We start from the raw sequence: 21,610 nt of genomic DNA, 5'->3' as shown, positions 1-21,610 counted from the left end.
AGACTACGGCATGTCGGGGTGGGTTTTGTAGGCGGTGTTTTTGTTGGTGTTCCAGCCGGCGATGATGCCGGCGCCGAGCATTTGGTCGGTGAGTCGTGCGAAGCGGTAGCCGGGGTCGGTGTCGAGGGCGAGTTGCAGGTATTGGTGTGCTTTGGATCCTCGGCCTTCCCACCAGTTGATGTAGCCGATGGTGGTGAGGATTGGTGCTGCGTGTTGCGGGCTGGTCCGCGTATAGGCGTGGATGAGGAGTTGTTGGGCCCATTCAACGCGCGACCACTTCGGCGCGGTCTCCGTTAGCGCGAAGAGGATGTGCTGGGGCGGTTCGTCGATGCCTGGGATGTCGGCCATGAGCCGGTCGCGGATGTGGGGGAATTGAAAGTAACCGATGAGGGTGGCGCAGTCCTCGTCAGTGGGAAAGTCGTTAGAGTCCAGCATGGCTGTCCAGAGCTTGCAGGCTTGTAGTGCGGCTTGATGGGGTGTCTGTTTGCGGATGGTGTTCATGCGGTTTTCCACGGCGGTGGCGTGGTCTGCTTCGTGGGTCGGTGTTGGGAGGATGATGCGGTTGGTGGGTTCGATGGTGCTGCCGCGATAGATGAATTCAGCGTTGACGCGGCTGTACTCAGTGGTGCTGAGGGGCAGGCGGATATCTTGTCCGGGTTCGCTGTCGTAGGGGGAGTAGGTGTCGTCGCTGACGAAGATGCCGTCGCGGATGGTGATGCCATTTTCGGCAAGGATTCCGGTGAGCGCGGCGATGGTGGCTGAGTGTGGCTTGGGTTGGCCTGGTTCACATTGGGTAGAGGTGTAGAGGGCGAAGACGATGCTCGTCGCGCTGGTGTCACTAGTGAGGTAGCTACTGACCGTCCGGGCATAGGGGAGTTCTGTCCCCGCATGTTGGCAGTGATGGGGCGCATCTCGTCGAGTTCACCGGTTTCGATGTCGATGTTCGCTTGCACGATGGGGCCGAGCGCCCCGTCCGGCGCTCCGAATTCCAGCGAGCGGCGGAGGTAGTACCACTGGCCGTCGTCATCGCGGAAGAGGGAGGGGTCGAAGGCTTCACGATCCACCCAAATCGCGTCTGACCAGGGTCCGGCAGGATCGGTTGCTGTGACGTAGAAGTTGCCTTGGTTGTCGGCTTCGTTTGTGCAGATGAGGTAGAGGACACCGTCGTAGTAGCGCAGGGTAGGCGCGAACAGGTTGACTTCGCCTGGCTCACCATCACGGCGGTACTGGGCCGGGCGGGATACGGCGAAACCAACGGTTTGCCAGTCTACGAGGTTAAGGGAGTGCAGGACTGGGATTCCGGGGAGGTAGCGGAAGTTGGAGTTCACCAGATAGTAGTCCTCTCCGACGCGGATAACCGACGGGTCGGGTGCGTGGCCCCGGACGACAGGGTTCTGGAAGGCTGACATCGTTCTCTAGAGTTTCGGTGCAGTGTGCAGTGACGGGTGTCTGTCAGCGGACGCGTCGGACGAAGAGAATGGTGACGGCAGCGAGCAACGCTGCGGCGGCGAGGAAAATGAAAAAGGGGACGTAGGCGGCGGAGGTGGTGAGAACTGCGGCGCCGATGATGGGGACGATCAGGCCGGGGGCGGTCGTGGAGACCTGGTAGACACCCATGGCCTTCGCGGCCTGCGAGTGGTCGGGGATTACTGCCGCGGCGATGGCGACGTCGACTGTGAGGTAGAAGGACTGTCCGACGGTGAGCACGAGAAAGGCGATCAGGAAGCCGGTGGCGGTGGGGCTGATGGAGGCCACGACGAACCCTACCCCGCAGACGATGGCGGCGGCGATGACGAAGACCTTCCGGCGGCCGAGCTTGTCGGAGAGCCAGCCGGAGGCGAGGAAGCAAACGATTGAGATCGGAGTGCTGATCGCGGTAACAGTGGCGTAGTGCGAGGCGGCGCCTTGGACGTCGAATCCCACGGCATCGATGAGGAAGTAGGTCGCGTAGGTTTGCAATCCGACCATTGAGATGCCCAAGAGGAAGCGGCTGATCCAGTTCCATGCGAAATCATGGTTCTTGAGGGGGTTGATGACGAAGCTGCCGAGGAACTCGGTGATGCCGTAGCGGTTCATTGGGAGATCGACGGGGGAGGCGTCGCGGCGTCCGATGTAGAGCACGAGCCCGATGATCGCGATGAAGGAGACAATGCTCGGCGCGGTCATCAGCACGATGGCGTTGGTGACGTTTTGGCTGGCGAACGTGATGCCGCCGAGGACGACGAGTGAAGTGACCATTCCGATCCCGCCCGAGACACGACCGCGGAGTCGGTCGGGAATCAGGTCAGGGATCAGAGCGAAAAAACTCGAGATTGTGGCGCTGAAGCCCAATTGCGCGATCGCCCAGCCGACAGCGACGGTGGCGAGGTTCGGGGCGGTGCCGGTGATGATTCCGCCGAGCAGCATGAGGGAGCCACCAGCGACGAGCCAGGGCCGGCGCCGGCCGAAGCGTCCTCGGGTGCGGTCGGAGAGTGTGCCGAAGAATGGTGACCCGAGGACGGCGAGCACGGAACCAACCAGCAGGATGGTGGACAGCCCGAGTGTCTTGCCCTCCGGGTCCAGTCCGAAGACGCGGATCGACAGGCTGATGATGGGCGGGGTCAGTGCGGCGAAGAATATCGCGCCAGCCACGAGGATCATGAAGACGCTGAGGAGCCTTGCGCGGGCGGCCGAAATCGGGGCAGACAGTGTGGTCGTGCCGGGTGGCCCGGGGGCCTCATGGTCCGCTTCAACGGCCGGGTCGGGGGCGATCATGATGAACTCCTTTGTTCGGATGAGACGGGTGTTCAGTGTGGGGGGACGTGGGGAAGAAGAGGGTCAGGCGCGGGTGCGTTCGACGGCCGCATATGCAGAGTCGAGGTCGAAGGAGCGCGAATGGAAGCCGGAGTCGAGGACCACCTCCGTGGCGGAGGGTAGCCGCAGAAGGGCCGTAGAGTTAGGTGGGACACTGACCTTGAGGGTGGCGGTTCCATCGGCGAGGGACCAGGCCACCTCGATCGCTCCGTATTGAGACTCGAGGCTCGCCTCGACCTCAGTGAGGCCGCTCGAGAAGTCGGGTTCGATGAGGAATTCCCGGTAGCCGGGGGCTGCAGGGGCGATGCCGGCGATGCGCCGGAAGAGCCAGTCGTCCACGCAGCCGAACGCGTGGTGGTTCATCGAGACTGCGCGGGCGGTGCCATCAGCAGCGACCGCATCCCACGATTCCCACATCGTCGTCGCGCCGTGATCGACCTCGTACAGCCAGGAAGGTGCTTCCGACTGCCATAGCACGCGTGCGGCAAGGTCCGCGTACCCGGTGTCGTGGAGGACGTCGAGGAGGTAGGGGACGGAGACGAAGCCGGTGTCGAGGCGATCTCCGTTGTCACGGATCAGCTGAGCGAGGTGCGCGGCGGTGGCGTCGCGACGGTCTGCGGGGATCAGATCGAAGGCGAGAGCCAAAACCGTTGGACCCTGCAGCGTGCTGCTTAGGCGCCCGTCGGCTCCGACGTACTCGTCGATGAATGCACCACGCGTTTGCTTCCAGCGGGCGTCGAAGACGTCCGCCTCAGCATCCCGACCGAGCACGCGAGCGATCCGAGCCGCAAGTTGTAGGGAGCGTAGCTGGAAGATCGGAGCGATAATCTCGCCCGTCAACTGGGGCGCGATACCGATCCCCTCGTGGAGCGGCTTCCCGTTGAGGGTGCTTGGGGCAAGCCAGTCGCCGAAGTGTTCGCCGGTGTTATAGAGCAGGGAGTGGTTTGTCCGCTGGCGCGCGGTCATTGTGTATGCGTCGAGGTGCGGCGGCAGTTCTGCCGCCGCGGTCTTGGTCTGGAAGTTGATCCAAGCGAGCATCGCGGGGTAGTTCTCTTCGAGGACGCGCCGGTCGGCGTAGCGCTCGTAGAGCACCCACGGCAGGATGACGACTGCATCGCTCCAGCCGGCGGCCGCGACGATGCCCCCGAGTCCCTGACCTGACTCAGCTTGCTCGCGGTCGAACGGTGAGCGCGGCGAGTAGATCGGGACCCGGCCGTCCTCGAGTTGGTCCGCGCGGAGATTGCGCAGCCAGCGCGTGAGGAACGCGGCGACGTGGGCGTTGTTAGTAGCTGCGGGAGCGTAAACTTGGATGTCACCGCTCCAGCCTGCGCGTTCGCGCTGAGGGCAGTCGGTGGGGATGGACAGGAAGTTGCCGCGCTGACTCCAGACGGCGTTCTCGTGCAGCTTGTTGAGCCGGTCGTCGGAGGTGCTCAGGGAGCCGGTGGGCCGAAGGTCGCTGCCGAGGACCACGGCACAGATGTCCCCAGTTGTCGGCGAGACAGGCAGGCCGCTGATGCGCGCATACCGGAACCCGTGGAACGTGAACCTCGGCTCGTACGTCTCCCCGTCGGGAAGCCCGCCGGCCACGTAGACATCAGTCTGCTCCTTGTTGATGCCGTCGATGTTGAGGAACCAGGAACCGTCAGGGCTGAGCACTTCCGTGTGCTCGATGGTTACCACGGTGCCCGCTTGCAGCTGCGGCATCGTCAGCCGCACACGGCCAGTGATCACCTGTCCGAAGTCGACAAGGTGCTCGCCGTTCGCATTGGTCGTGATCAATGTCGGTGCCAGTTCCGCCAGGCGCCGGATCGGCTCCCCGTAGAACGGTGTCAGGCTGCTGGTGTCGTCACTGAGCTCGACGACCGGGTTCCACCCAGCAGCGTCGAAGTCGGGCAGTGCCCAGCCATCGATGATGGCTCGACGGTCCAAACGCTCGCCGATGAACAGGTCAGCGTACTCGTGCGGCCCCGGCGCGGAGAGGACAGACTCGTCTGAGCACACGCGTGAACGGCGGCCGTCGGCGTAATCGATCTCGAGTTGCCAGATCGCAGAGGTGGTGTCGCCCCATTGCGCGCTGGAGCCGGTCAAAACGATCCTGCCTGCCCACCAGCCGTCTGCGAGGGTGATGGCCAATGCGTTCTGGCCCTCGTGGACGAATTCGGTGACGTCATAGCACTGGACGGAGGTGCGGTGCTCGTAGCTGTCGAAGCCCGGCGCGAGCACCTGGTCGTCGGCGGGGGTCGCGTTGACCTGCGCCTCATAGACACCGTGGGCGCTGGCATACAGGCGGGCGCGGTCAACCCGCCCGTCGAGTGTGAAAGTTTGCCGGAGCAGCTGCGTCGGCCGGAGTCGCTCAGTAACCGGTTCGCCGGGCTGGCGGCCCATGATCCAGTCGAGCATGCTCCACCGCTCTGTGCTTGTGGGGGTTTGGGTGGGCGTGACCCACTGCGCCCGCCAGTCCGACGGCTGCAGCATTCCGGTTTCGAAGTGGGAATCAGACCAGGCGCTGGCGTCCTGTGAGGCATTCGTCCACGACCGTACTCGCCAGCCGTAGACCGTGTTGGAGAGCAGCGGCGCTCCCGTGTACTCAATCGACACGGACTCGGCGCCCGAGCGTTGCCCGGTCGTCCACATCAGCTCGCCCGTGGCCGTGTCGCGAACTTCGAGCTCGTAGCCCGTCTGGTGGATCGCGGGACGTGCGCTTTCCATCTGCCATGAGAAGCGTGGGGCTTTTTCGCCCAGACCAATCGGTGTGTCGAGGTACTCCACGCGCAGTCTCGTGCAGCTGTGCTCGATCATGTCGTCTCCTTTGCTTGCCGATCCGGGCAGCAGTGCCTGGATCGATCCGTGTACACAGTAGATCACAAAACCGAGGATGCAATGTTTTTATTTGTAGTGTTGAGGGTTACGGTGGAGTCGTGAGAACACGGGCGAAAACGGGCAGTTACTCGGTTGGGCGAGCGCGACGTGAGGCTATCCTCGATGTCGCGAGCGAAAAGTTCCGCGAAGTTGGCTACTACCGCACCGCGATGACTCGCATCGCCAGCGATGTTGGACTGTCTGAGGGTGGGCTGCTGCACCACTTTCCCTCGAAGAAGCATCTGCTCCTTGCGGTGGCACAACGTCGCTTCGAGAGCACCTCACGAGGCTGGGAGGAACTAGAGGCAGGTGTCGGCGACTCTGACCCGTTCGCTGCGATGATCGCGTCGACGGAACGATTTGTGTCGGAGCCCGGCCTTATCCAGTTGTTTGTCTTAGTCATGTCCGAGGCTGCGGAGCCCGCCAGCCCCGCACACGCGCTGTTCTCGGATCGCTACGACCGGGCGGTCTCCAGCCTCGCTTCTCTGCTCCAACGGCGGGCAGAAGCAGGAGATATCCGCGCGGACATCGATGCCGTGGCGATTGCGCAGGAGTGCATCGCGGTCAGCGACGGTCTCCAGTTGCAGTGGGTAATCTCAGACGGACGAATCGACATCGTGGAGCGGATCCGCGACTTCATGGACCGACTGCAGAAGCAGCTCACCCCAGGGACGCGGTAATGATGGCACTGGATTGGGCGAAGCTCCCCATGGACTAACACCACTCCAGGAACTTTAACGCCCATACCGGCCATGTGTCTTGCCTCTGCGTAGACTGTTAGGGCCAGTGTTGACCCGTGCCAAGCGCGCCGAAATCCTGGACGTCGCAACCAGGCTTTTTGGGGCATCGAGGTATCGCAGGGTTTCCTTGTCGCAGGTGGCGGCAGGCGTCGGACTGAGCGAGCGAAAGCGGACTGCTGCATCACTTTCGCGCCAGAAAACATCCCCTGCTCGCGGTGGCAGGGAGGAGGCTGAAACGGACGCCATATGGTGGGGCTGGCGCCAATATGCCATTCCGATGACCCGGTTTCCGTTTTCAGGACAATAGGTTTTCAGGACAATAGCGGGGTTACGTCCAGTCGGATACCACGACGGTTGCGCCCGGGAAATCATGATGGGTTGCAGCTGCAGTGGGTGTTGTCCGGTAGAAGCCTCGACCTGGTGCAGGGTGCCAGGCCTACCCCCGGCGCTTGGCACGTTTACTCCTCACGCCCGAATACGTGAGCGCAGCCAACAGCCTTTAGCGCATCCGCACACTCTCGCTGGGCCCGGGGTTGTATCCCAGGTTTCGTGATACCGCCCTCGCTGTAGCTTGTACCGCAGGAGCCAGCACATTGGGTGGCGTTGCACCGTCCGGAACCACGATGGACAGCGCCGCCACCACGGACCCTTCGGCACCGAAAATTGGTGAAGCGACGGATACGGTACGCGACGGTGCAGACCGCCGGATCATGGCCACGCCAGTTCTGCGGACGTCGGACAACGTGCGTCTTAGCTGGCCTTCAGGCATCGAATCGACGCCCACTTCGACGTCGGGTGGCTGGTTGATGACCAGCTCCTGAAAGTCGGCGTCCGCGCCGGACAGCAAGACCAGGCCCACCGCCGTCGACCTTAGCGGTGCACGTCCGCCGACGCGATAGGCGACTTCCGTTGCTTCCTTGGACGACAACCGCTCGATCAGGACGGCCTCGTTCTTGTCCCGCACGGCAAGCAGTACGTGGTGGCGCGTCACGGCGAAGAGGTCCTCAAGGTATGGCAGCGCGATCTCCCGGACACCGTGCCCGCGCGGTGACAGCGACGCTACCTCCCACAATCTGACCCCCACGACGTATCGGCCGTCGTCCAGACGCTCCAAGGCGCCCCAGGCTACGAGTCGGGCGATCAGGCGCAACGCAGTGGGGGCCGGCATGTCAGCCAGTCTCGCCATGTCGGACAGGGTCAAGGCACGACGCCGGTCGCTGAAGACGGCGAGCAGGCTCAGGGCGCGGTCAATGACGGGTTCGCCCTGTTTGGGACGTTTGCCGCGCTGCGGCCTTCCGGCCTGGTTCCCCTCGCTGACCGCCATAGAGCTGAATCCTTTCAAAAAGATGAGTGACCTCCACCACAATACTGTTTCAACCAATGAAATTCACGTGGGGGAAGTGCTGCCCGCCTACGACTCTTGAAGAAGCCGGTTACCGGAAGCCATCTGACGAGAGGGCGCCGACGGATCGGCCCGAACAGGTCACAGCCGACAATGTTCAGGCCGCCGGTCCCACATCTCGACTCACGATTCCATCACGAATGCGAAGGCGCAGCACATGAATCTCCTCACCTCACCTGCACGTCGGAGCGCGGCCGTCCTGGCCGGGGCGCTCCTTCTCGGATCCCTGACAGCCTGCGGCGGCGGTACAGCTGCCACGTCCACGGTGGACAAGAGCACGCTGACCATTGCCACCGACAGCGACAGCGCTTCGTTCGGCTACGACCCCTTGCGTGTCTCGGATGCCCAACGGCAGTTCTTCGAAGGCCTGTACGAGAACCTGATGACACTGCAGCCGGACGGCGGTGTGGGTCCGGGCCTGGCGAAGGAGTTCAGTTACAACGCGGATAACACCGTCCTCACGCTGACTCTCAAGGAAGGTGTTACCTTCACCGACGGCTCCACCTTGGACGCGGCATTGGTCAAGGCAAACCTAGATCGCCGGAGTGACGCCGCGCTCAGTGCTTACTCAGCAATCGCCAAGGGCGGAGCGCAGGAGGTAACCTCCGTTGACGTGGTCAGCCCCACCCAGGTGGCGATTACCTTCGCCAAAGCCCAGCCGGGGTTCGAAAAGAACCTCACGTCCACCCTGGGGATGATTGTCGGTAAGAACGGCGTTGCGGACACCGCCAGCCTGGCTACCACCCCTGATGGCTCTGGGCCTTACACGCTGGACGGCGCAACAACCGTCAAGGGCAACAAGTACGTCTTCACCAAGAACGACAAGAACCAGGACGCCGCCAAGTACCCGTACAACAAGATCACGTTCAGCGTCATCATGGACCCGCAGGCCCGTGCCAACGCGCTGGTCTCGGGCCAGGCGGACGTCGCATCCCTGACCTCGCCCACAGTTGACTTCGCCAAGTCCAAGGGCGTTGGGGTGTCCCAGATCGGCGGCACCGTCCAGACGATGATCTCCTTCGACAAGACCGGGAAGACCGCGCCGGCGTTTGCGAGCGAGAAGGTCCGCCAGGCGTTCCAGTACGCCATCAACCGTCAAGCTCTGGTGGATGCCCTCCACAAGGGCGATATCCCGGCGTGGAACGCACTGCCCAAGGATTCGGCAGGGTTCACCGAAGAGCTGAACACCAAGTATGCCTACGATCCAGCGAAGGCCAAGAGCCTCCTGGAAGAAGCTGGATATGGCAGCGGCTTTGAATTCACCATCATTGCCGGAGCCCAGACGCAAACGGATCTTCAAGCAGTGCAGAAGGACTTGGCAGCCGTCGGAATCACCATGAACGTGAAGCTGGCAGCCTCCACCGATGAGGCTTTTGCCGCTGTGGCAACTACCCCGCTGGGGTACTCCCCGCTGGGTTGGGACAACCCGGTGGGCCTCATGTACGGCGCAATCCTGAATGGCTTCACCAATGTTCAGAAAGCAGCGGACGAGCAACTGAGCGCAGCGACCGCAGAGGTTGCCGCTGCCAAGGATGATGCCGCCAAAAAGGCCGCGCTCACCAAGCTCAACACCCGTTTGGTGGAGTCCGGCTGGATGATCCCGCTCTATGAGTCCCTGACCAACCAGGGCTACAACACTAAGAAGGTCCAGCAGGTGAAGTTCGCTGGAAGCAACGTGTACCCGCTGCTGTCCTCTTACGCACCCACCAACTGATCCACCAACGACCGGGTGCCAATTCTCCGGAACTGGCACCCGGCCCGACCAATGGAGGTCACCATGGCAATGTTCGTCACCAAGCGCCTTTTCATGGCGCTTGCCACCGTGCTGGTGGTGGCGGTACTGGCATTCCTGCTGGTCCACGCGATGCCCGGCAGCCCAGGTGCGGTAGCTCTCGGGGCGGGAGCCTCGCAAGAGGCCATCGACCAGTTGAACCAAACGCTCGGCTGGAATGATCCGCTGGTAAGCCAGTTCTTCCGTTGGTTGGGTGATGCCGTCCAAGGCAATCTCGGAAACTCCCTCATCGACGGCCGGTCCGTTAGCGCCGATCTTGCCAACAGACTTCCCGTCACGGCTTCCCTCGCCGCGGGCGCCACTGTTCTCAGCGCAGTCTTCGGCATCATCCTCGGTGTCACCGCAGCTGTTCGTGGTGGTTTCCTGGATCAAATGATCGGCGGGTTTGTTGGATTACTCGTGGCACTGCCGGCCTTCTGGATCGGCGTGATCTTCGTTTATCTCTTCGCCGTCCAGTCCTCCGTGTTCCCGGCGACCGGCTACGTCCCGTTCGAAGTCTCCCCGCAGGATTGGGCAATGTCCCTCGCCCTGCCGGTCATCACCTTGGCCGTTGGAGGCGGTGCGTTCATTGCCCGGCAGACCAGGGCTTCGATGCTTGAGGCGTTGCAGCAGGAACACATCCGGACCCTCCGGGCCACAGCCACTCCCACGTGGAAAATTCTCTACATCCATGCCCTCCGGTATGCGAGCCTGCCAATCGTTGCAGGCATCGCCCTGCAGTTCATCGGCCTGTTCGGCGGATCCGTGATCGCGGAACAATTGTTTGCCATGCCGGGGCTTGGCCAGGCTGTTCAAACGTCCGTCAGCACCCACGACGCCCCGGCCGTTCAGGGGGTGGTGGTCATCGCTACGGTTGTTGTCGTGGCCGTGAACCTGGTGCTCGAACTCGCCACCAAATTCCTTGACCCGAAGTTGCGTGCCTCATGATTCCCACACTTCCAGCAACAACGCCGGCATCCCTGCGCAGGACGGCCTTGACGAAGCTCTCAGGGCACCGGCTGCTCACCTCACCAGGGGGCGTCGCCGGGGCGCTCTGGTTGGCCGCGATGGTTGTCGCTTCGCTCACGGCGCCATGGTGGTTGCCCTTTAAGACCGAAGACCAGGACTTCACCGCCGTGCTCTCCGGACCCACTGCCACGCACTGGCTGGGCACGGATGAACTGGGCCGTGACATCCTCAGCCGCATCTTCGCCTCAGCGGCCGAAACGCTGGGGACGTCCTTCATCACGGTGATTGTCGGCGTCGGACTCGGAACCCTGTTGGCGCTGGCAGCTGCCAACAGCCAGCGGTCCGAAGGAGTCATCAGCCGGGTCACCGAAATCATGATGTCGTTGCCTGGAACTGTCATTATCCTCGCCGTCATTGGCGCCGTCGGTACCAACATCCCCCTGATCATGGCCATCCTCGGCGTACTGATCTCGGCAGGCATCTACCGGGTCATGCTCGGCCAAGCAAAGTCCCTGCAAAACCAGCTGTACGTTGATGCTGCCAAGGTGGATGGGCTAAGCCCGCTCGCCATCAGTGCCCGCCATGTACTGCCCGGTCTGGCCACCACCATCGTGGTGCAATCTGCGCTGATTTTCGCGGTGGGCCTCCTGATCCAGGCGGGGCTTGCGTTCATCGGATTCGGTCCGCCGCTCCCGCAGCCCAGCTGGGGCGGCATGATCCAGAGCGCATCCCAGCACGTTTACGACGCCCCTTGGCTCATGGTTCCCACTGGCGTCGTCCTGGCACTGACAGTGCTGTCCGCCAACGCCATCGGCAACGCACTGGGAAAGGCCCCCAACGCCACGGCCTCGCACCTGCCCTCGGCAGCGGTCCGCCGCAAGCGCTCTGTCCAAGCTGCTGCAGCAGCGGCAGCCGCCCCTCCTGTTCAGGATGCGCCTGAGGCCGGCAAGCTCAGCGTCCGCGGCCTCTCCGTAGGCGTCGACGGCGGAACTCCACTGGTCACGGATGTCTCCTTCGACGTCGAACCCGGCACCGTCTTGGGATTGGTTGGGGAGTCGGGCTGCGGTAAGACGATGACCGCCCTCTCGCTCATGGGGCTGCTGCCGTCCGGCGTGGCTGTGACTGACGGCCAGATTCTCTGGAACGGCATGAACCTTGCCGCTGCCACGGACAAGGACATGGAAGTTATCCGGGGGCGCGACATCGCCCTCATCTCCCAGGAGCCCATGCGGGCACTCGATCCCATGTTCACCGTTGGTTACCAGTTGACGTCAGCCATTCGCAGATTGCGCTCGGTGGGAAAGAACCAAGCCAATGCGGAGGCATTGAGCCTGCTGGAAAAGGTGGGCATCGTGGACGCCAAGCGCATCCTCAAGACCTACCCGCACCAGATATCGGGCGGCATGGCCCAGCGCGTCGCCATTGCCCTGGCGTTGTCCGGTAATCCACGCCTGCTGGTGGCTGATGAACCCACCACCGCCCTCGACGTCACTGTCCAGGCTGAGATTTTGTCGCTCCTTCGGACGCTTGTGAGGGACACTGGCATGTCCGTGGTCATGGTGACGCACGACCTCGGCGTGGTGGCCGACATCTGCGACCAGGTTGCAGTCATGTACGCCGGCCAAGTGGTGGAGAACGGCCGCACAGCCAGCATCCTGGACAGCCCACGGCATCCTTACACCCTGGCGCTCCTTGCCGCTGATCCCCACGCGAACACGGCGCACGACATGCCCGAGCGACTGGCCACCATCAGGGGCCAGGTCCCGCAGCCCAAGGATTGGCCCACGGGTTGCCGGTTCGCGGCACGCTGCCAGTTCGCAGGCTCCGCCTGCCTGGTCCCGGTGCCCCTCCTTCCCTCGGGAACGGAATCGGGCCTGGTGCGCTGCGTCAAGGCCGACGAACTGGCCATGGAAGGACTGGCGTGGGTGCCCACCGACATCCCATCAGAACACTCGGTTCCGGCTGACATACCCGCCCGGCACAGACTGGACATCGTTGAAAAGGACATGGCATGAGCATCGAAACCCCGCTGTTGAGCCCATCGCCCGGGAGCGTCCGGCCGGAGCCGATGCTGGAGGTCAAGGACCTCGTGGTCCGCTACGGCAGGGGACGGAAGGCCGCTGCCGCGCCGCCCGCTGTCGACGGTGTCAGCTTGACCATTCATCCCGGTGAAACGGTGGGTCTGGTGGGGGAGTCCGGCTCGGGCAAATCGACCATTGGCAAAGCGGTCCTGGGCCTCCAGAAGGTATCCGGCGGTTCCGTGGAATTCAAGGGTGAAGACATCACTCATGCCGGTTCGGGCAAACGCCGGGCCATCGGCAGTGAGCTCAGGGCCGTGTTCCAGGACCCCAACTCTTCGCTGAATCCCCGGAAGACCGTTGGTGCGTCATTGGCAGAGCCCTTGCGCGTCCGGGGCGTCGCCAGCGGCGAGGCCCGCACCAAGGCAGAGGACATGCTGGAACGGGTCGGTTTGCCTCGCCAAGCCGTGGACCGCTACCCGAGCCAGTTCTCGGGTGGCCAACGGCAACGTATTTCGGTGGCACGCGCCCTCATTTGCGAACCACAGCTGGTGGTTTGCGACGAGGCGGTCAGCGCATTGGACCTGTCAACGCAGGCGCAAGTATTGAACCTTCTGGCTGATCTGCGCGACGAGCGCGGTCTGAGCTACTTGTTCATCGCCCATGACATCTCCGTGGTCCAGTTCCTGGCCCAGCGGGTGGTGGTCTTGTATCGCGGGCAGGTGATGGAATCCGGTCCAACCGCAGCAGTCACTGAATCACCCAAGCATCCGTTTACCCAGGCCCTTGTTGCGGCATCACCGGTGCCGCGCCCAGCCGAGCAAGCTGAGCGCCGTGCTGTTCGTGAGTCCCTGGGAGTTAAAACGGCCGCGGCTGTGGCAGCGACCCCGGGTGGATGTCCTTTCCGGCAACGCTGCCCGCTGGCCACCGAACTCTGCGCCTCCGAACGACCCGCCCTCCGGCGCGTGGGCGAAGCTGACGTCGCCTGCCATTACGCCTGACTTTCTACCCAAGACTCATGGAGCAACCAGTGACCCTTGAAACACCAGCAGAGACTGCCGAGATCAGCATCGATCCACACCGCGTACCCACCCCGCCGCCCTTTCCAGCCTTCCAGGCGCCCGGGAAGCCTGAAGAGGTGTCGGAGGAGTCGCTGCTGCACCGGGAACTAAGCTACGCCATCACCGTCGGCTTCCGCCGTCTTTCCATGGACGTGTGGTTGCCCCGGAAGGCTGCCGAGGCCGCTGTCCCGATGGTGGTGTGGATCCACGGGGGAGCGTTCCAGTTGGGCGACCGTCGGGAGCTGCCGCCGACGTTCCCGCCGAACTCGGTGTTCCGCCGCCTCAACGAAGCCGGAATTGCCTGCGCGACGGTGGACTACCGGCACTCCCTGGAAGCGCCGTTTCCAGCCCAGCTCCACGACATCAAGGCAGCCGTCCGGTATTTGCGGCACCACGCGGCCGTCTTCGGTATCGATGCCGACAGGATCGGTGCTTGGGGCGAATCGGCCGGAGGCCACCTCGCTGCACTCCTCGGGCTCACCGGCTCCCGGGACGACCTCGAAGGCGGCCTCGGCGTGCAGGGCCAGTCCAGCGCTATTGGCGCCGTCGTGGACTTCTACGGCGTCTCTTCGCTCAACGGTGTTCCGCGACAGCAAGGAGTGGAGTCTTTCCTGAGCGGTCCGCTGCTGGCGGCGGTCCCGGGAGGAGCTTCCCTTGATCCCGGAACGATGCTGGTGGGAGGCTCGCCGGATCCGGGCCTGCTGCACGCCGCGAGCCCCCTTGGATATGTCACAGCCGGAGCCCCTCCGTTCCTGCTGATTCACGGCAACAGGGACGGTCTGGTGCCGCATTCCCAAAGCGAACTTCTCGCCGACGCCCTGGTGCGCGAAGGAGTACAGAACCAGCTCATCACCATCGACGGCGCCGACCACTGTTTCTTCTTCGCGGAAGATCAAATTGACTGGATCCTGGAGACATCCGTTGACTTCTTCCGACGTGAATTCGGCCAGCAATGAGCCTCGACGCCGAACTCGGTGCGCTGATGGAGCCGGTGGCAGGCGCCTCGTCCTTCGCCGAGCTTCTGGCAGATCCTTCGGGCGTGAACCGGCTTGAGGCATTCAGCGGTGCCGGTCTCCCGTATGTGCCTCCCGACGTCCCTATGGTGGTCACCCATGCGCCAGGTCCCAACGGCCCTGTTCCGTTGCGTGTGTACGGCCCGCTGCGCGTTTACGGCCCGCTTCGGGGGAACGCGTTCGACGGCGGTGTTCCCGGCCTGGTCTGGCTGCACGGTGGCGGTTTCGGCGGCGGTGACGTCCAGATGCGCGAAGCCGACCAGCTGGCGCGCGAGCTCGTGGCCAGGACAGGCGGCGTGGTGGTGTCCGTTGACTACCGGCTTGCCAGGGACGGCGTGCACTTTCCCGTGCCGCACGAGGATGTCCTCGCTGCGTGGTTTTGGACTGTTGAGCAGGCCCCGGCCCTTGGCATCGAAACCCACAAGCTGTGCCTTGGCGGGGCCAGCGCAGGAGCCAATCTGGCCGGCGGAGCCGCAATGTACCTGAAAGACATCGGCAAGCAGCTGCCGGCGAAGATGCTGCTGGCCTACCCGTTCCTGCACTCGACGGTGCCGCCGCTCAAGAAAGCATCTGCCGTAATGGCTTCACTGCCGCCCATCCTGCGCTTCTCAGCCGAAGACTGCACGGCCATGATGGAAAACTACATTGGCGGGCCCGCCGGCATGGCATCATCGTATGCCGTGCCCGGGAATTCAGATCCCTCAGGTTTGCCGCCTGCCGCGATACTTGCGTGCGCATACGACGACCTCCGTCCCTCGGCTGAACTGTATGCCGCAAGCCTTCGAGGCGCGGGAATCGATGTAGCGTTCCGGCTCGAGGAGGGAGCCACCCACGGGTACCTCAACCACTCCGCGGCGTTGGGCATCGTCCAGCGAGGGCTGGCTTTCCTGGCAACAGAGCTTGCGACCGCTGGCGGTTCCAATGATTGAAATTGACGGTTCTGGTCCGGGCCCGAGTTCGACATCCTTGAAGAGAAGGCACGGAACATCGAGGATCCGGCCAACGAAGCAGAGGGAGTCAACGATGACGGACGGTCGCCACTTAAAGGGCGTCGAGTTTGCCCGCACCGGCGATGACGGCTCGCGCCCGCTCTTGCTCGACCTCTACCTGCCGGAGTCCCCGCCGAGGGACACCGGCCACGAAAACCTCCGTCCCGCCGTCGTCCATTTCCACGGTGGCGGCTGGCGCGTAGGCGGGCGATCCTCTCTGGGCCCCGGATGCGACGCCTTCGGTCTGGCGCCTTTCGACGCCCTCACCGATGCCGGGTTCGTGGTGGCATCAGCCGATTACCGTTTGAGCGCCGAAGCGCTGTTCCCGGCCCAGCTCCAGGATGCGCTCGCCGCAGTGAAGTGGCTCAGGGACCACGCAGACCAGTACGGTGTGGATCCAGACCGTATTTACGCCTGGGGTGACTCTGCAGGGGGTCACCTTGCCGGCTTGGTTGGGCTCAGGGGAGAGGGCATCAACGGCGTTGCGGCAGTCGCCGCCTGGTACCCGCCAACAGACCTGACCCGCATGGGGGAACAAGCCCTGCCTGACGCAATCGCCCGCGCCAGCGATCCCGGATCCCGCGAAGAGCTGCTGGTGGGTGCAGTCCTTGCGGCGAACCCCGACAAGGCAGCAGCAGCCAGCCCTATCAGCTACGTCCATTCCGAAGCTCCGCCCTTCCTGTTGATCCACGGCACCGCCGACCGTTTCGTCCCTGCCGCCCAATCGGAGTCATTGGCCTCCGCGCTGCAGAAGGCAGGCGCCGACGTCGAACTTCTCCTCATCGACGACGCCGACCACATGTGGTCGCTCAAAGACGGAAGTCCGGCAGCTGCGCAGAAGGCGCTGGCCGCCACGGTCGCGTTCTTCCGCCAACAAGCGGCCAGCCTCTAATTATCCAACCCAGCCCGGCAGCACCCCATGGGGTCTCCTTGCCGTGCCCTCCTACCAATAACCGCCTCCGGGCGAAGCTGAAAGGCCCACCATGCAGTACATAGGCATCAACCACGACGGCGGCACCTGGGTAGCAGCCCTCAGCGGAAGTTCCGTCTTTCCACTGGCGGCCGTCACGGACTTTTGGGCCGACGCAGCCCGCTGGCACGAGAAAGCATCGGCGATCGTCACGGACGCCAGCGCGGGCTTCGAGCGAACTGACGTCACCGAAGTGCCACTGGTCCCTGCCTCGGCACGAGTGATTTGCGTGGGTCTCAACTACAAGGCCCACGCCGCAGAAGGCAGCTACAAGGACCAGGAGCTCCCGCCGTATCCCACGCTGTTTGGCCGGTGGACGGCGTCCCTTTCCGTGAGCCACGTTCCCGTCCCGGTTCCGGGCGGCGAGGCGGGCCTGGACTGGGAAGGCGAGGTAGCCGCGTACATCGGCAAACGCGTAGAGTCCGCTGACGAGGCTACAGCCGCCGAAGCTGTGTTTGGATACTCCACTTTCAACGACATCACTGCACGACGTGCCCAGAAACTCACGTCCCAGTGGACACTCGGCAAGAACGGCGACTTCACCGGCCCCTTGGGTCCATTGGTCAGCCGCGACGAGGTCGGTGACCTTCGCGAGGGCCTGCAGCTCCGCACCCGGGTCAACGGCGCCGAGGTCCAGAACGGCAACACCCGCGACATGATCTTTTCCGTCCCGGCCATCATCTCGCTGATCAGTGAAACTCTCACCCTCCACCCCGGCGATGTGATCGCATCAGGAACACCCGAGGGAGTCGGATACGCACGAACCCCGCAGTGGCTGCTCCAGGCAGGAGACATAGTCGAGGTCGAGATTGAGAAGCTTGGCACCTTGGTGACCCCCATCGGTGAGCCATCACTCCGGGCGAGGGCCTGATGAACGCCATCAACCAGGCGCGCTTGGTTGACCTTCCGCACGAGGTCCCAGTCTTGATCTCCGGTGGAGGTCCCAGCGGACTCTTCCTGGCCCTGGATCTGGCTCACCGCGGTATTCAAAGCGTGGTCATTGAGCCCCGCACAAGCATCGACCAAGACCGTCCGCGCGCCAAGACAACGAATGCCCGGACCATGACGCACCTGCGCCGGCTCGGCCTGGCGTCACAGCTGCGGGAAGCGGCGCCGCTGCCCGTGGACTTCGCCCAGGACGTCATCTTCTGTTCGTCCCTGACCGGACGCGAAATACGTCGTTTCCCGAATGCCTTCCAACTTGAGACAGGCCGGTACGGGCCGCAGCCGGAGTGCGGGCAGCAGGTACCCCAACCGGTGCTGGAGACGGTGCTCCGTAAAGCCGTGGCCGCATCACCACACGCCAGTCTCTTGACAGGATTGCGCGTGGAGGAGTTTGCCGCCCACGCGCACGGTGGTCAGTACGTGACCGTGGCTGACGAGGCAGGCAACAGCCGGCCAGTCAGGTGCCAATTCCTGGCCGGCGCGGACGGCGGTTCGTCAACCGTCCGCCGAGGCCTGGAGATCCGATTGGAGGGCGGATCCGCGGCGCTCTCCAACATCAGCATCCTCTTCCGCTCCAGCGACTTGGCCGGGACCATCAGCCTGGATCCTGCTGTTCAGTATTGGGTCCTCGGCCCCGGAACAGCCGGCATGGTCGGCCGCATGAACCTGGACCAGACCTGGTGGGCGATTATCCAAGGCGTCGACGTCTCCCCGGAAGGGCAGGAACTGGACCCGGTGGCGATGGTGCGCTCCCTGGTGGGTGCCGACGTCGAGGTTGACGTCATCGCCACCGACCCGTGGACTGCCCGCATGCTCCTGGCGCCCTCCTACGGTCACGACGGCGTGTTTCTGGTGGGCGATGCCGCACACCAGAACCCACCGTGGGGTGGCCATGGGTTCAACACGTGCATCGGAGACGCCGCCAACCTGGCATGGAAAATTGCAGCCGCTTTGGAGGGGTGGGCGGGTCCGGCGTTGCTGGACAGCTACGGCCTGGAACGGCGCCCCGTGGCCGAACGCACCATCAACGACGCCGCGGCCAATGGAAAGGCGCTGGCTTACCATTTCGCGGACCCTGCCTTGGAGCTTGAAGGCGCAGACGGCGCAGCTGCCAGGGCCCGCGCGCACGAAGCACTCAGTGTCAAGCAAAGCGAGTTCGATTCCCTGGGCCTGGTGCTTGGTTACAACTACACCGCCTCTTCACTGGTCGTCCCGGATGGGTCACCCGTGCCAGCGGAAGATCCCATCCGGTACGTTCCCACCGCCAGCCCCGGAGCCCTGCTTCCCCACGCATGGTTGCCGGACTCCACCTCCATCTACGACCACCTGGGGGCTGGGTTCTCCTTGCTGGTGGACGCCGGATCCCACCCGGGTGGCGACGTCGAAAACACGTACGCGCCGATCCTGATCGCCGCTGCCGAACTCGGCGTACCCGTGACGGTGGTGGCAGTAGGACCTGACAACCGGGGGACTACGATGTCCGACTTCTGGGCTGCCGACGCTGTGCTGGTCCGCCCCGATCAACACATCGCGTGGCGGGGTTCGTCCGCTGCCTCAGCAGCACGTGCCCTCCGCATCGCCGCGGGGTGGGCACCTACCGAAAGCCAGGACACCGAGGAGGCCACCCATGTCGACGCCGTCATTTCGTGACTACCTGTACACCCCGGACCACCCCCGCGTAGCGAAACTCCGCGGCCTGGACGCGCGGGCCTATGCCGAAGCCGCCAAAGCCGATTCCTTTGCCGGCCCCATGATCGAGGGATGGAAGAAGCTGTATCCAGCACCCTTCGTCGGCGTGACCAACGATGGCGTGGTCCGTAAAGGGCTGTTCACACTGACTGAAGCGTTGCCCGGGGAAGAGGCTCCGACGTCGGGGATGGTTGCCGCGGCCGGGAAGCTGCTGGCCCTGCTGCCGTCCGCGCAGCTGGACCGCCTCTGCTACGCCGTTGACGCCCACGAGTGGCAGAGCTGGGCCAACCCGGAATTCATGCAGCACGATACCGGGCTTCGCCTGGATGAATGCGACGGCCCAGTCCGCGATGCCGCCCTGGCCGTGGTGGAGGCCAGCCTCAGCCCGGAAGGGTATGCGCTGACCCGCAACCTCATGCGCATCAACGGTTTCCTGGGCGATTTGGTGGACCTGCCGCTGCTCATGAACGAGTACAGCTACAACTTTGCCCTGTACGGAACTCCCTCGGAAACGGAGCCGTGGGGCTGGCAGTTGTTCGGCCACCATGTCGCTCTCAACTGCCTGGTAGTGGGCAGCCAAATGGTCATCTCTCCAGTGTTCCTCGGCGCCGAACCAGACACCATTGACGATGGACCGTTCCAAGGCCTCAAGGTCTTCAAAGAACGAATCCAGTGGGCACGGGAGCTGATGTCCGCCCTCACGGCTGACCTTCGCGACGAAGCGACCGTGTACCAAGAGATGCAAGACCCCGCCATGCCGCAGGGGCGTTTGCACTCCGGAGACGAACGGCACTTGGCAGGCTGCTTCCAGGACAACCGGGTCATTCCCTATGAAGGCATTCCAGTCCCGTCCATGCCCCCTGCCGCCCTGGCCCTCCTGGACAGACTCGTGGAGGACTCCATTGCCTACCTGCCTGCTGGACCGCGCGCTGCCCGCCTCCGGGAAATCCAAGGACACTACCAGGACACCTGGTTCTCATGGATCGGCGGCTGGCGAGGCGAGGAAGCCTTCTACTTCCGGATCCAAAGCCCTGTAGTCATCCTGGAACTCGACCATCACACCGGCGTTTTCCTCAACAACGACACCCCGGCGCCTTTCCACATGCACACGGTAGTGCGGACACCCAACGGTAACGACTATGGACGGGCGCTGCTTGGACAAGCGGTCGGCCATATGGCCGGGAAAGATAGATGACGACGCTTCACGGCGGAGCACTTTGTGGCCTGCGGCACAACGAGCATGTGTTGCAGGGAAACCCAACCAATTACAAAGGGTCCGGACTCCATGGGAGTCCGGACCCTTTGTAGTTCAGCCTAGATATCCAACGCAACACGCCGCTGCGGCGGCGGACCGACGACGGTCAGATCCAGCTCCGCCTGCGCCCGGCCAAAACCTTCCATGTCCATGTAGGGCTCGCCACCTTCCGTGTAGATGTAGTCCTCAGTGGGCTTGTTGAAGTACTCGAAGAAACCATTGAAGACTGACGGGGTCAGGAAGCCCACCATCTGAGTGTTGTGTGCATCGAACGCGAAGGAATGAACGGTGCCGGCCGGGGCGTGGACAAAATCGCCCTTGGTCAGGAGCATCTCGCGGCCGTTCGCATAGAGCCACATTCGTCCCTCAGTGCACAGGAAGTTCTCTGTGTGTTCCGAGTGGAAATGCAGCGGAATGTACGGGGATTTTGCGCCCTTGGTGTGGACCGCGAAGTAGCTATCCCCGGTATTCTGCGGCCGTGACAGATAGGAGAACATGGTCTGATAGCTGACCAGACGCTCTCCTTCACCCGCACTGAGGAAGTAGGGGCTCAGCGTCGACGGCAGGCCCGCGTTCTGCTGCAGTCCCGGCTGGACACGTTCGACGTCCGGGAACGTGATGCCGAATTCAGCACCGATCTCTGCCTGTTCCTGGGGCGAAGGCTGGTGGCCGGCGCGGGCTGGAGGGACGTGCGAGTCAATGGGAGTACCGACACGCTGATAGTAGGCCTCGGCGCCACCGGGAGTCATCCAGTTGAGGAACCGGGTGTAGTGGCTGGCCATACGGTAGGCGTGGGGAGTCCCCGGCGGAATAACCACGGAATCACCGGGCGTCAGGATGCGGCTTTCACCGGGCAACCAGACATGCAGGATACCGTCGAACACGTAGAGGGTCTTGTGTTCGACTGCGTGGCTGACGAACGGAGACTCGGCTCCCATGCCGCCCGAAATGTAGGCTGCGCTGAAGATGCCGCCCGTGTCCGCCGCGCGGGCGATGACAGTGATCAGTTGGCCGTTGATCTCGTAGCGGGCACCTTCGCCGGAAGCCATGTAATAGGGAACGGCGTCACCTGGGAGCGTGTTGGCCAGGGGCTGTGTCTTGGTGATTTCCTCGACGCTGAGGGACATTTGATCCTT

Annotated in this window: 16 protein-coding genes and 1 pseudogene; 11 read left to right on the top strand and 6 right to left on the bottom strand. The window is 63.5% G+C overall.

Features of this window, described 5'->3' with window-relative positions; all coding sequences use genetic code 11:
- Window positions 1–3: 3 nt before the first annotated feature.
- The 4 genes and pseudogenes from ACR30Z_RS08095 to ACR30Z_RS08080 all read right to left on the bottom strand — a co-directional run bounded on the left by ACR30Z_RS08095 (window position 4) and on the right by ACR30Z_RS08080 (window position 5,592).
- Window positions 4–819: a DUF4192 family protein gene (locus ACR30Z_RS08095; protein ID WP_434372164.1), complete on the bottom strand. Its 816-nt coding sequence runs from the start codon at window positions 817–819 to the stop codon at window positions 4–6.
- Window positions 820–1,001: 182 nt separating this feature from the next.
- A pseudogene (locus ACR30Z_RS08090) lies at window positions 1,002–1,409 on the bottom strand (family 43 glycosylhydrolase); the annotation flags it as partial.
- 43 nt (window positions 1,410–1,452) lie between these two features.
- Window positions 1,453–2,754, bottom strand: a complete 1,302-nt coding sequence (locus ACR30Z_RS08085; RefSeq protein ID WP_434371999.1) for an MFS transporter — start codon at window positions 2,752–2,754, stop codon at window positions 1,453–1,455.
- A gap of 63 nt (window positions 2,755–2,817) precedes the next feature.
- Window positions 2,818–5,592, bottom strand: a complete 2,775-nt coding sequence (locus ACR30Z_RS08080) for a family 78 glycoside hydrolase catalytic domain (protein WP_434371998.1) — start codon at window positions 5,590–5,592, stop codon at window positions 2,818–2,820.
- Between the two features lie 119 nt (window positions 5,593–5,711).
- Here ACR30Z_RS08080 and ACR30Z_RS08075 point away from each other — a divergent pair, with 119 nt between their 5' ends.
- A complete protein-coding gene (locus tag ACR30Z_RS08075) occupies window positions 5,712–6,332 on the top strand; it encodes a TetR/AcrR family transcriptional regulator (protein ID WP_434371997.1) in 621 nt (206 codons plus the stop codon).
- Between the two features lie 559 nt (window positions 6,333–6,891).
- On the opposite strand, the gene ACR30Z_RS08070 is transcribed toward ACR30Z_RS08075, so the two are convergent.
- Window positions 6,892–7,716 carry an IclR family transcriptional regulator gene (locus tag ACR30Z_RS08070; protein ID WP_434371996.1) on the bottom strand — a complete coding sequence of 275 codons (825 nt, stop codon included), beginning with the start codon at window positions 7,714–7,716 and terminating at the stop codon, window positions 6,892–6,894.
- Window positions 7,717–7,951: 235 nt separating this feature from the next.
- Between ACR30Z_RS08070 and ACR30Z_RS08065 the strand changes: the two genes are divergently transcribed.
- The 10 genes from ACR30Z_RS08065 to ACR30Z_RS08020 all read left to right on the top strand — a co-directional run bounded on the left by ACR30Z_RS08065 (window position 7,952) and on the right by ACR30Z_RS08020 (window position 20,414).
- Window positions 7,952–9,508, top strand: a complete 1,557-nt coding sequence (locus ACR30Z_RS08065; RefSeq protein ID WP_434371994.1) for an ABC transporter substrate-binding protein — start codon at window positions 7,952–7,954, stop codon at window positions 9,506–9,508.
- A gap of 51 nt (window positions 9,509–9,559) precedes the next feature.
- Window positions 9,560–10,513 (top strand): ABC transporter permease, encoded by a 954-nt coding sequence (locus ACR30Z_RS08060; protein WP_308196368.1) that lies wholly within the window; start codon window positions 9,560–9,562, stop codon window positions 10,511–10,513.
- Window positions 10,510–12,549, top strand: a complete 2,040-nt coding sequence (locus ACR30Z_RS08055; RefSeq protein ID WP_434371993.1) for a dipeptide/oligopeptide/nickel ABC transporter permease/ATP-binding protein — start codon at window positions 10,510–10,512, stop codon at window positions 12,547–12,549. The genes ACR30Z_RS08060 and ACR30Z_RS08055 overlap by 4 nt, the downstream gene beginning before the upstream one ends.
- Window positions 12,546–13,553, top strand: coding sequence for an oligopeptide/dipeptide ABC transporter ATP-binding protein (locus ACR30Z_RS08050; RefSeq protein ID WP_434371992.1), 1,008 nt, complete (start codon window positions 12,546–12,548; stop codon window positions 13,551–13,553). Before ACR30Z_RS08055 ends, ACR30Z_RS08050 begins: the two co-directional genes overlap by 4 nt.
- A 29-nt stretch (window positions 13,554–13,582) precedes the next feature.
- Window positions 13,583–14,569 carry an alpha/beta hydrolase fold domain-containing protein gene (locus tag ACR30Z_RS08045; RefSeq protein WP_434371991.1) on the top strand — a complete coding sequence of 329 codons (987 nt, stop codon included), beginning with the start codon at window positions 13,583–13,585 and terminating at the stop codon, window positions 14,567–14,569.
- Window positions 14,566–15,555 (top strand): alpha/beta hydrolase fold domain-containing protein, encoded by a 990-nt coding sequence (locus ACR30Z_RS08040; protein ID WP_434371990.1) that lies wholly within the window; start codon window positions 14,566–14,568, stop codon window positions 15,553–15,555. Before ACR30Z_RS08045 ends, ACR30Z_RS08040 begins: the two co-directional genes overlap by 4 nt.
- 94 nt (window positions 15,556–15,649) lie before the next feature.
- Window positions 15,650–16,507, top strand: coding sequence for an alpha/beta hydrolase fold domain-containing protein (locus ACR30Z_RS08035; protein WP_434371989.1), 858 nt, complete (start codon window positions 15,650–15,652; stop codon window positions 16,505–16,507).
- 91 nt (window positions 16,508–16,598) lie between these two features.
- Window positions 16,599–17,456, top strand: coding sequence for a fumarylacetoacetate hydrolase family protein (locus tag ACR30Z_RS08030; RefSeq protein ID WP_434371987.1), 858 nt, complete (start codon window positions 16,599–16,601; stop codon window positions 17,454–17,456).
- Window positions 17,456–19,180: an FAD-dependent monooxygenase gene (locus ACR30Z_RS08025; RefSeq protein WP_434371986.1), complete on the top strand. Its 1,725-nt coding sequence runs from the start codon at window positions 17,456–17,458 to the stop codon at window positions 19,178–19,180. The genes ACR30Z_RS08030 and ACR30Z_RS08025 overlap by 1 nt, the downstream gene beginning before the upstream one ends.
- Window positions 19,158–20,414, top strand: a complete 1,257-nt coding sequence (locus ACR30Z_RS08020; protein ID WP_434371985.1) for a DUF3500 domain-containing protein — start codon at window positions 19,158–19,160, stop codon at window positions 20,412–20,414. Before ACR30Z_RS08025 ends, ACR30Z_RS08020 begins: the two co-directional genes overlap by 23 nt.
- A gap of 119 nt (window positions 20,415–20,533) precedes the next feature.
- Here ACR30Z_RS08020 and ACR30Z_RS08015 read toward each other — a convergent pair whose 3' ends face one another.
- Entirely contained in the window at window positions 20,534–21,601 is a 1,068-nt protein-coding gene (locus ACR30Z_RS08015; protein ID WP_434371983.1) for a quercetin 2,3-dioxygenase, read from the bottom strand.
- Between the last annotated feature and the right edge of the window lie 9 nt (window positions 21,602–21,610).

Origin of the sequence: Paenarthrobacter sp. FR1 (assembly GCF_051106045.1) — a bacterium.
Taxonomy (GTDB): domain Bacteria; phylum Actinomycetota; class Actinomycetes; order Actinomycetales; family Micrococcaceae; genus Arthrobacter; species Arthrobacter nitroguajacolicus_A.
This window is presented reverse-complemented; position numbering and strand designations above follow the sequence as displayed.

Coding starts and splice junctions, on each gene's coding strand:
- ACR30Z_RS08025 (WP_434371986.1), top strand. CDS start 17,456: ATGAACGCCATCAACCAGGCGCGCTTGGTTGACCTTCCGCACGAGGTC.
- ACR30Z_RS08020 (WP_434371985.1), top strand. CDS start 19,158: ATGTCGACGCCGTCATTTCGTGACTACCTGTACACCCCGGACCACCCC.
- ACR30Z_RS08055 (WP_434371993.1), top strand. CDS start 10,510: ATGATTCCCACACTTCCAGCAACAACGCCGGCATCCCTGCGCAGGACG.
- ACR30Z_RS08040 (WP_434371990.1), top strand. CDS start 14,566: ATGAGCCTCGACGCCGAACTCGGTGCGCTGATGGAGCCGGTGGCAGGC.
- ACR30Z_RS08035 (WP_434371989.1), top strand. CDS start 15,650: ATGACGGACGGTCGCCACTTAAAGGGCGTCGAGTTTGCCCGCACCGGC.
- ACR30Z_RS08080 (WP_434371998.1), bottom strand. CDS start 5,592: ATGATCGAGCACAGCTGCACGAGACTGCGCGTGGAGTACCTCGACACA.
- ACR30Z_RS08015 (WP_434371983.1), bottom strand. CDS start 21,601: ATGTCCCTCAGCGTCGAGGAAATCACCAAGACACAGCCCCTGGCCAAC.
- ACR30Z_RS08070 (WP_434371996.1), bottom strand. CDS start 7,716: ATGGCGGTCAGCGAGGGGAACCAGGCCGGAAGGCCGCAGCGCGGCAAA.
- ACR30Z_RS08060 (WP_308196368.1), top strand. CDS start 9,560: ATGGAGGTCACCATGGCAATGTTCGTCACCAAGCGCCTTTTCATGGCG.
- ACR30Z_RS08085 (WP_434371999.1), bottom strand. CDS start 2,754: ATGATCGCCCCCGACCCGGCCGTTGAAGCGGACCATGAGGCCCCCGGG.
- ACR30Z_RS08050 (WP_434371992.1), top strand. CDS start 12,546: ATGAGCATCGAAACCCCGCTGTTGAGCCCATCGCCCGGGAGCGTCCGG.
- ACR30Z_RS08065 (WP_434371994.1), top strand. CDS start 7,952: ATGAATCTCCTCACCTCACCTGCACGTCGGAGCGCGGCCGTCCTGGCC.
- ACR30Z_RS08030 (WP_434371987.1), top strand. CDS start 16,599: ATGCAGTACATAGGCATCAACCACGACGGCGGCACCTGGGTAGCAGCC.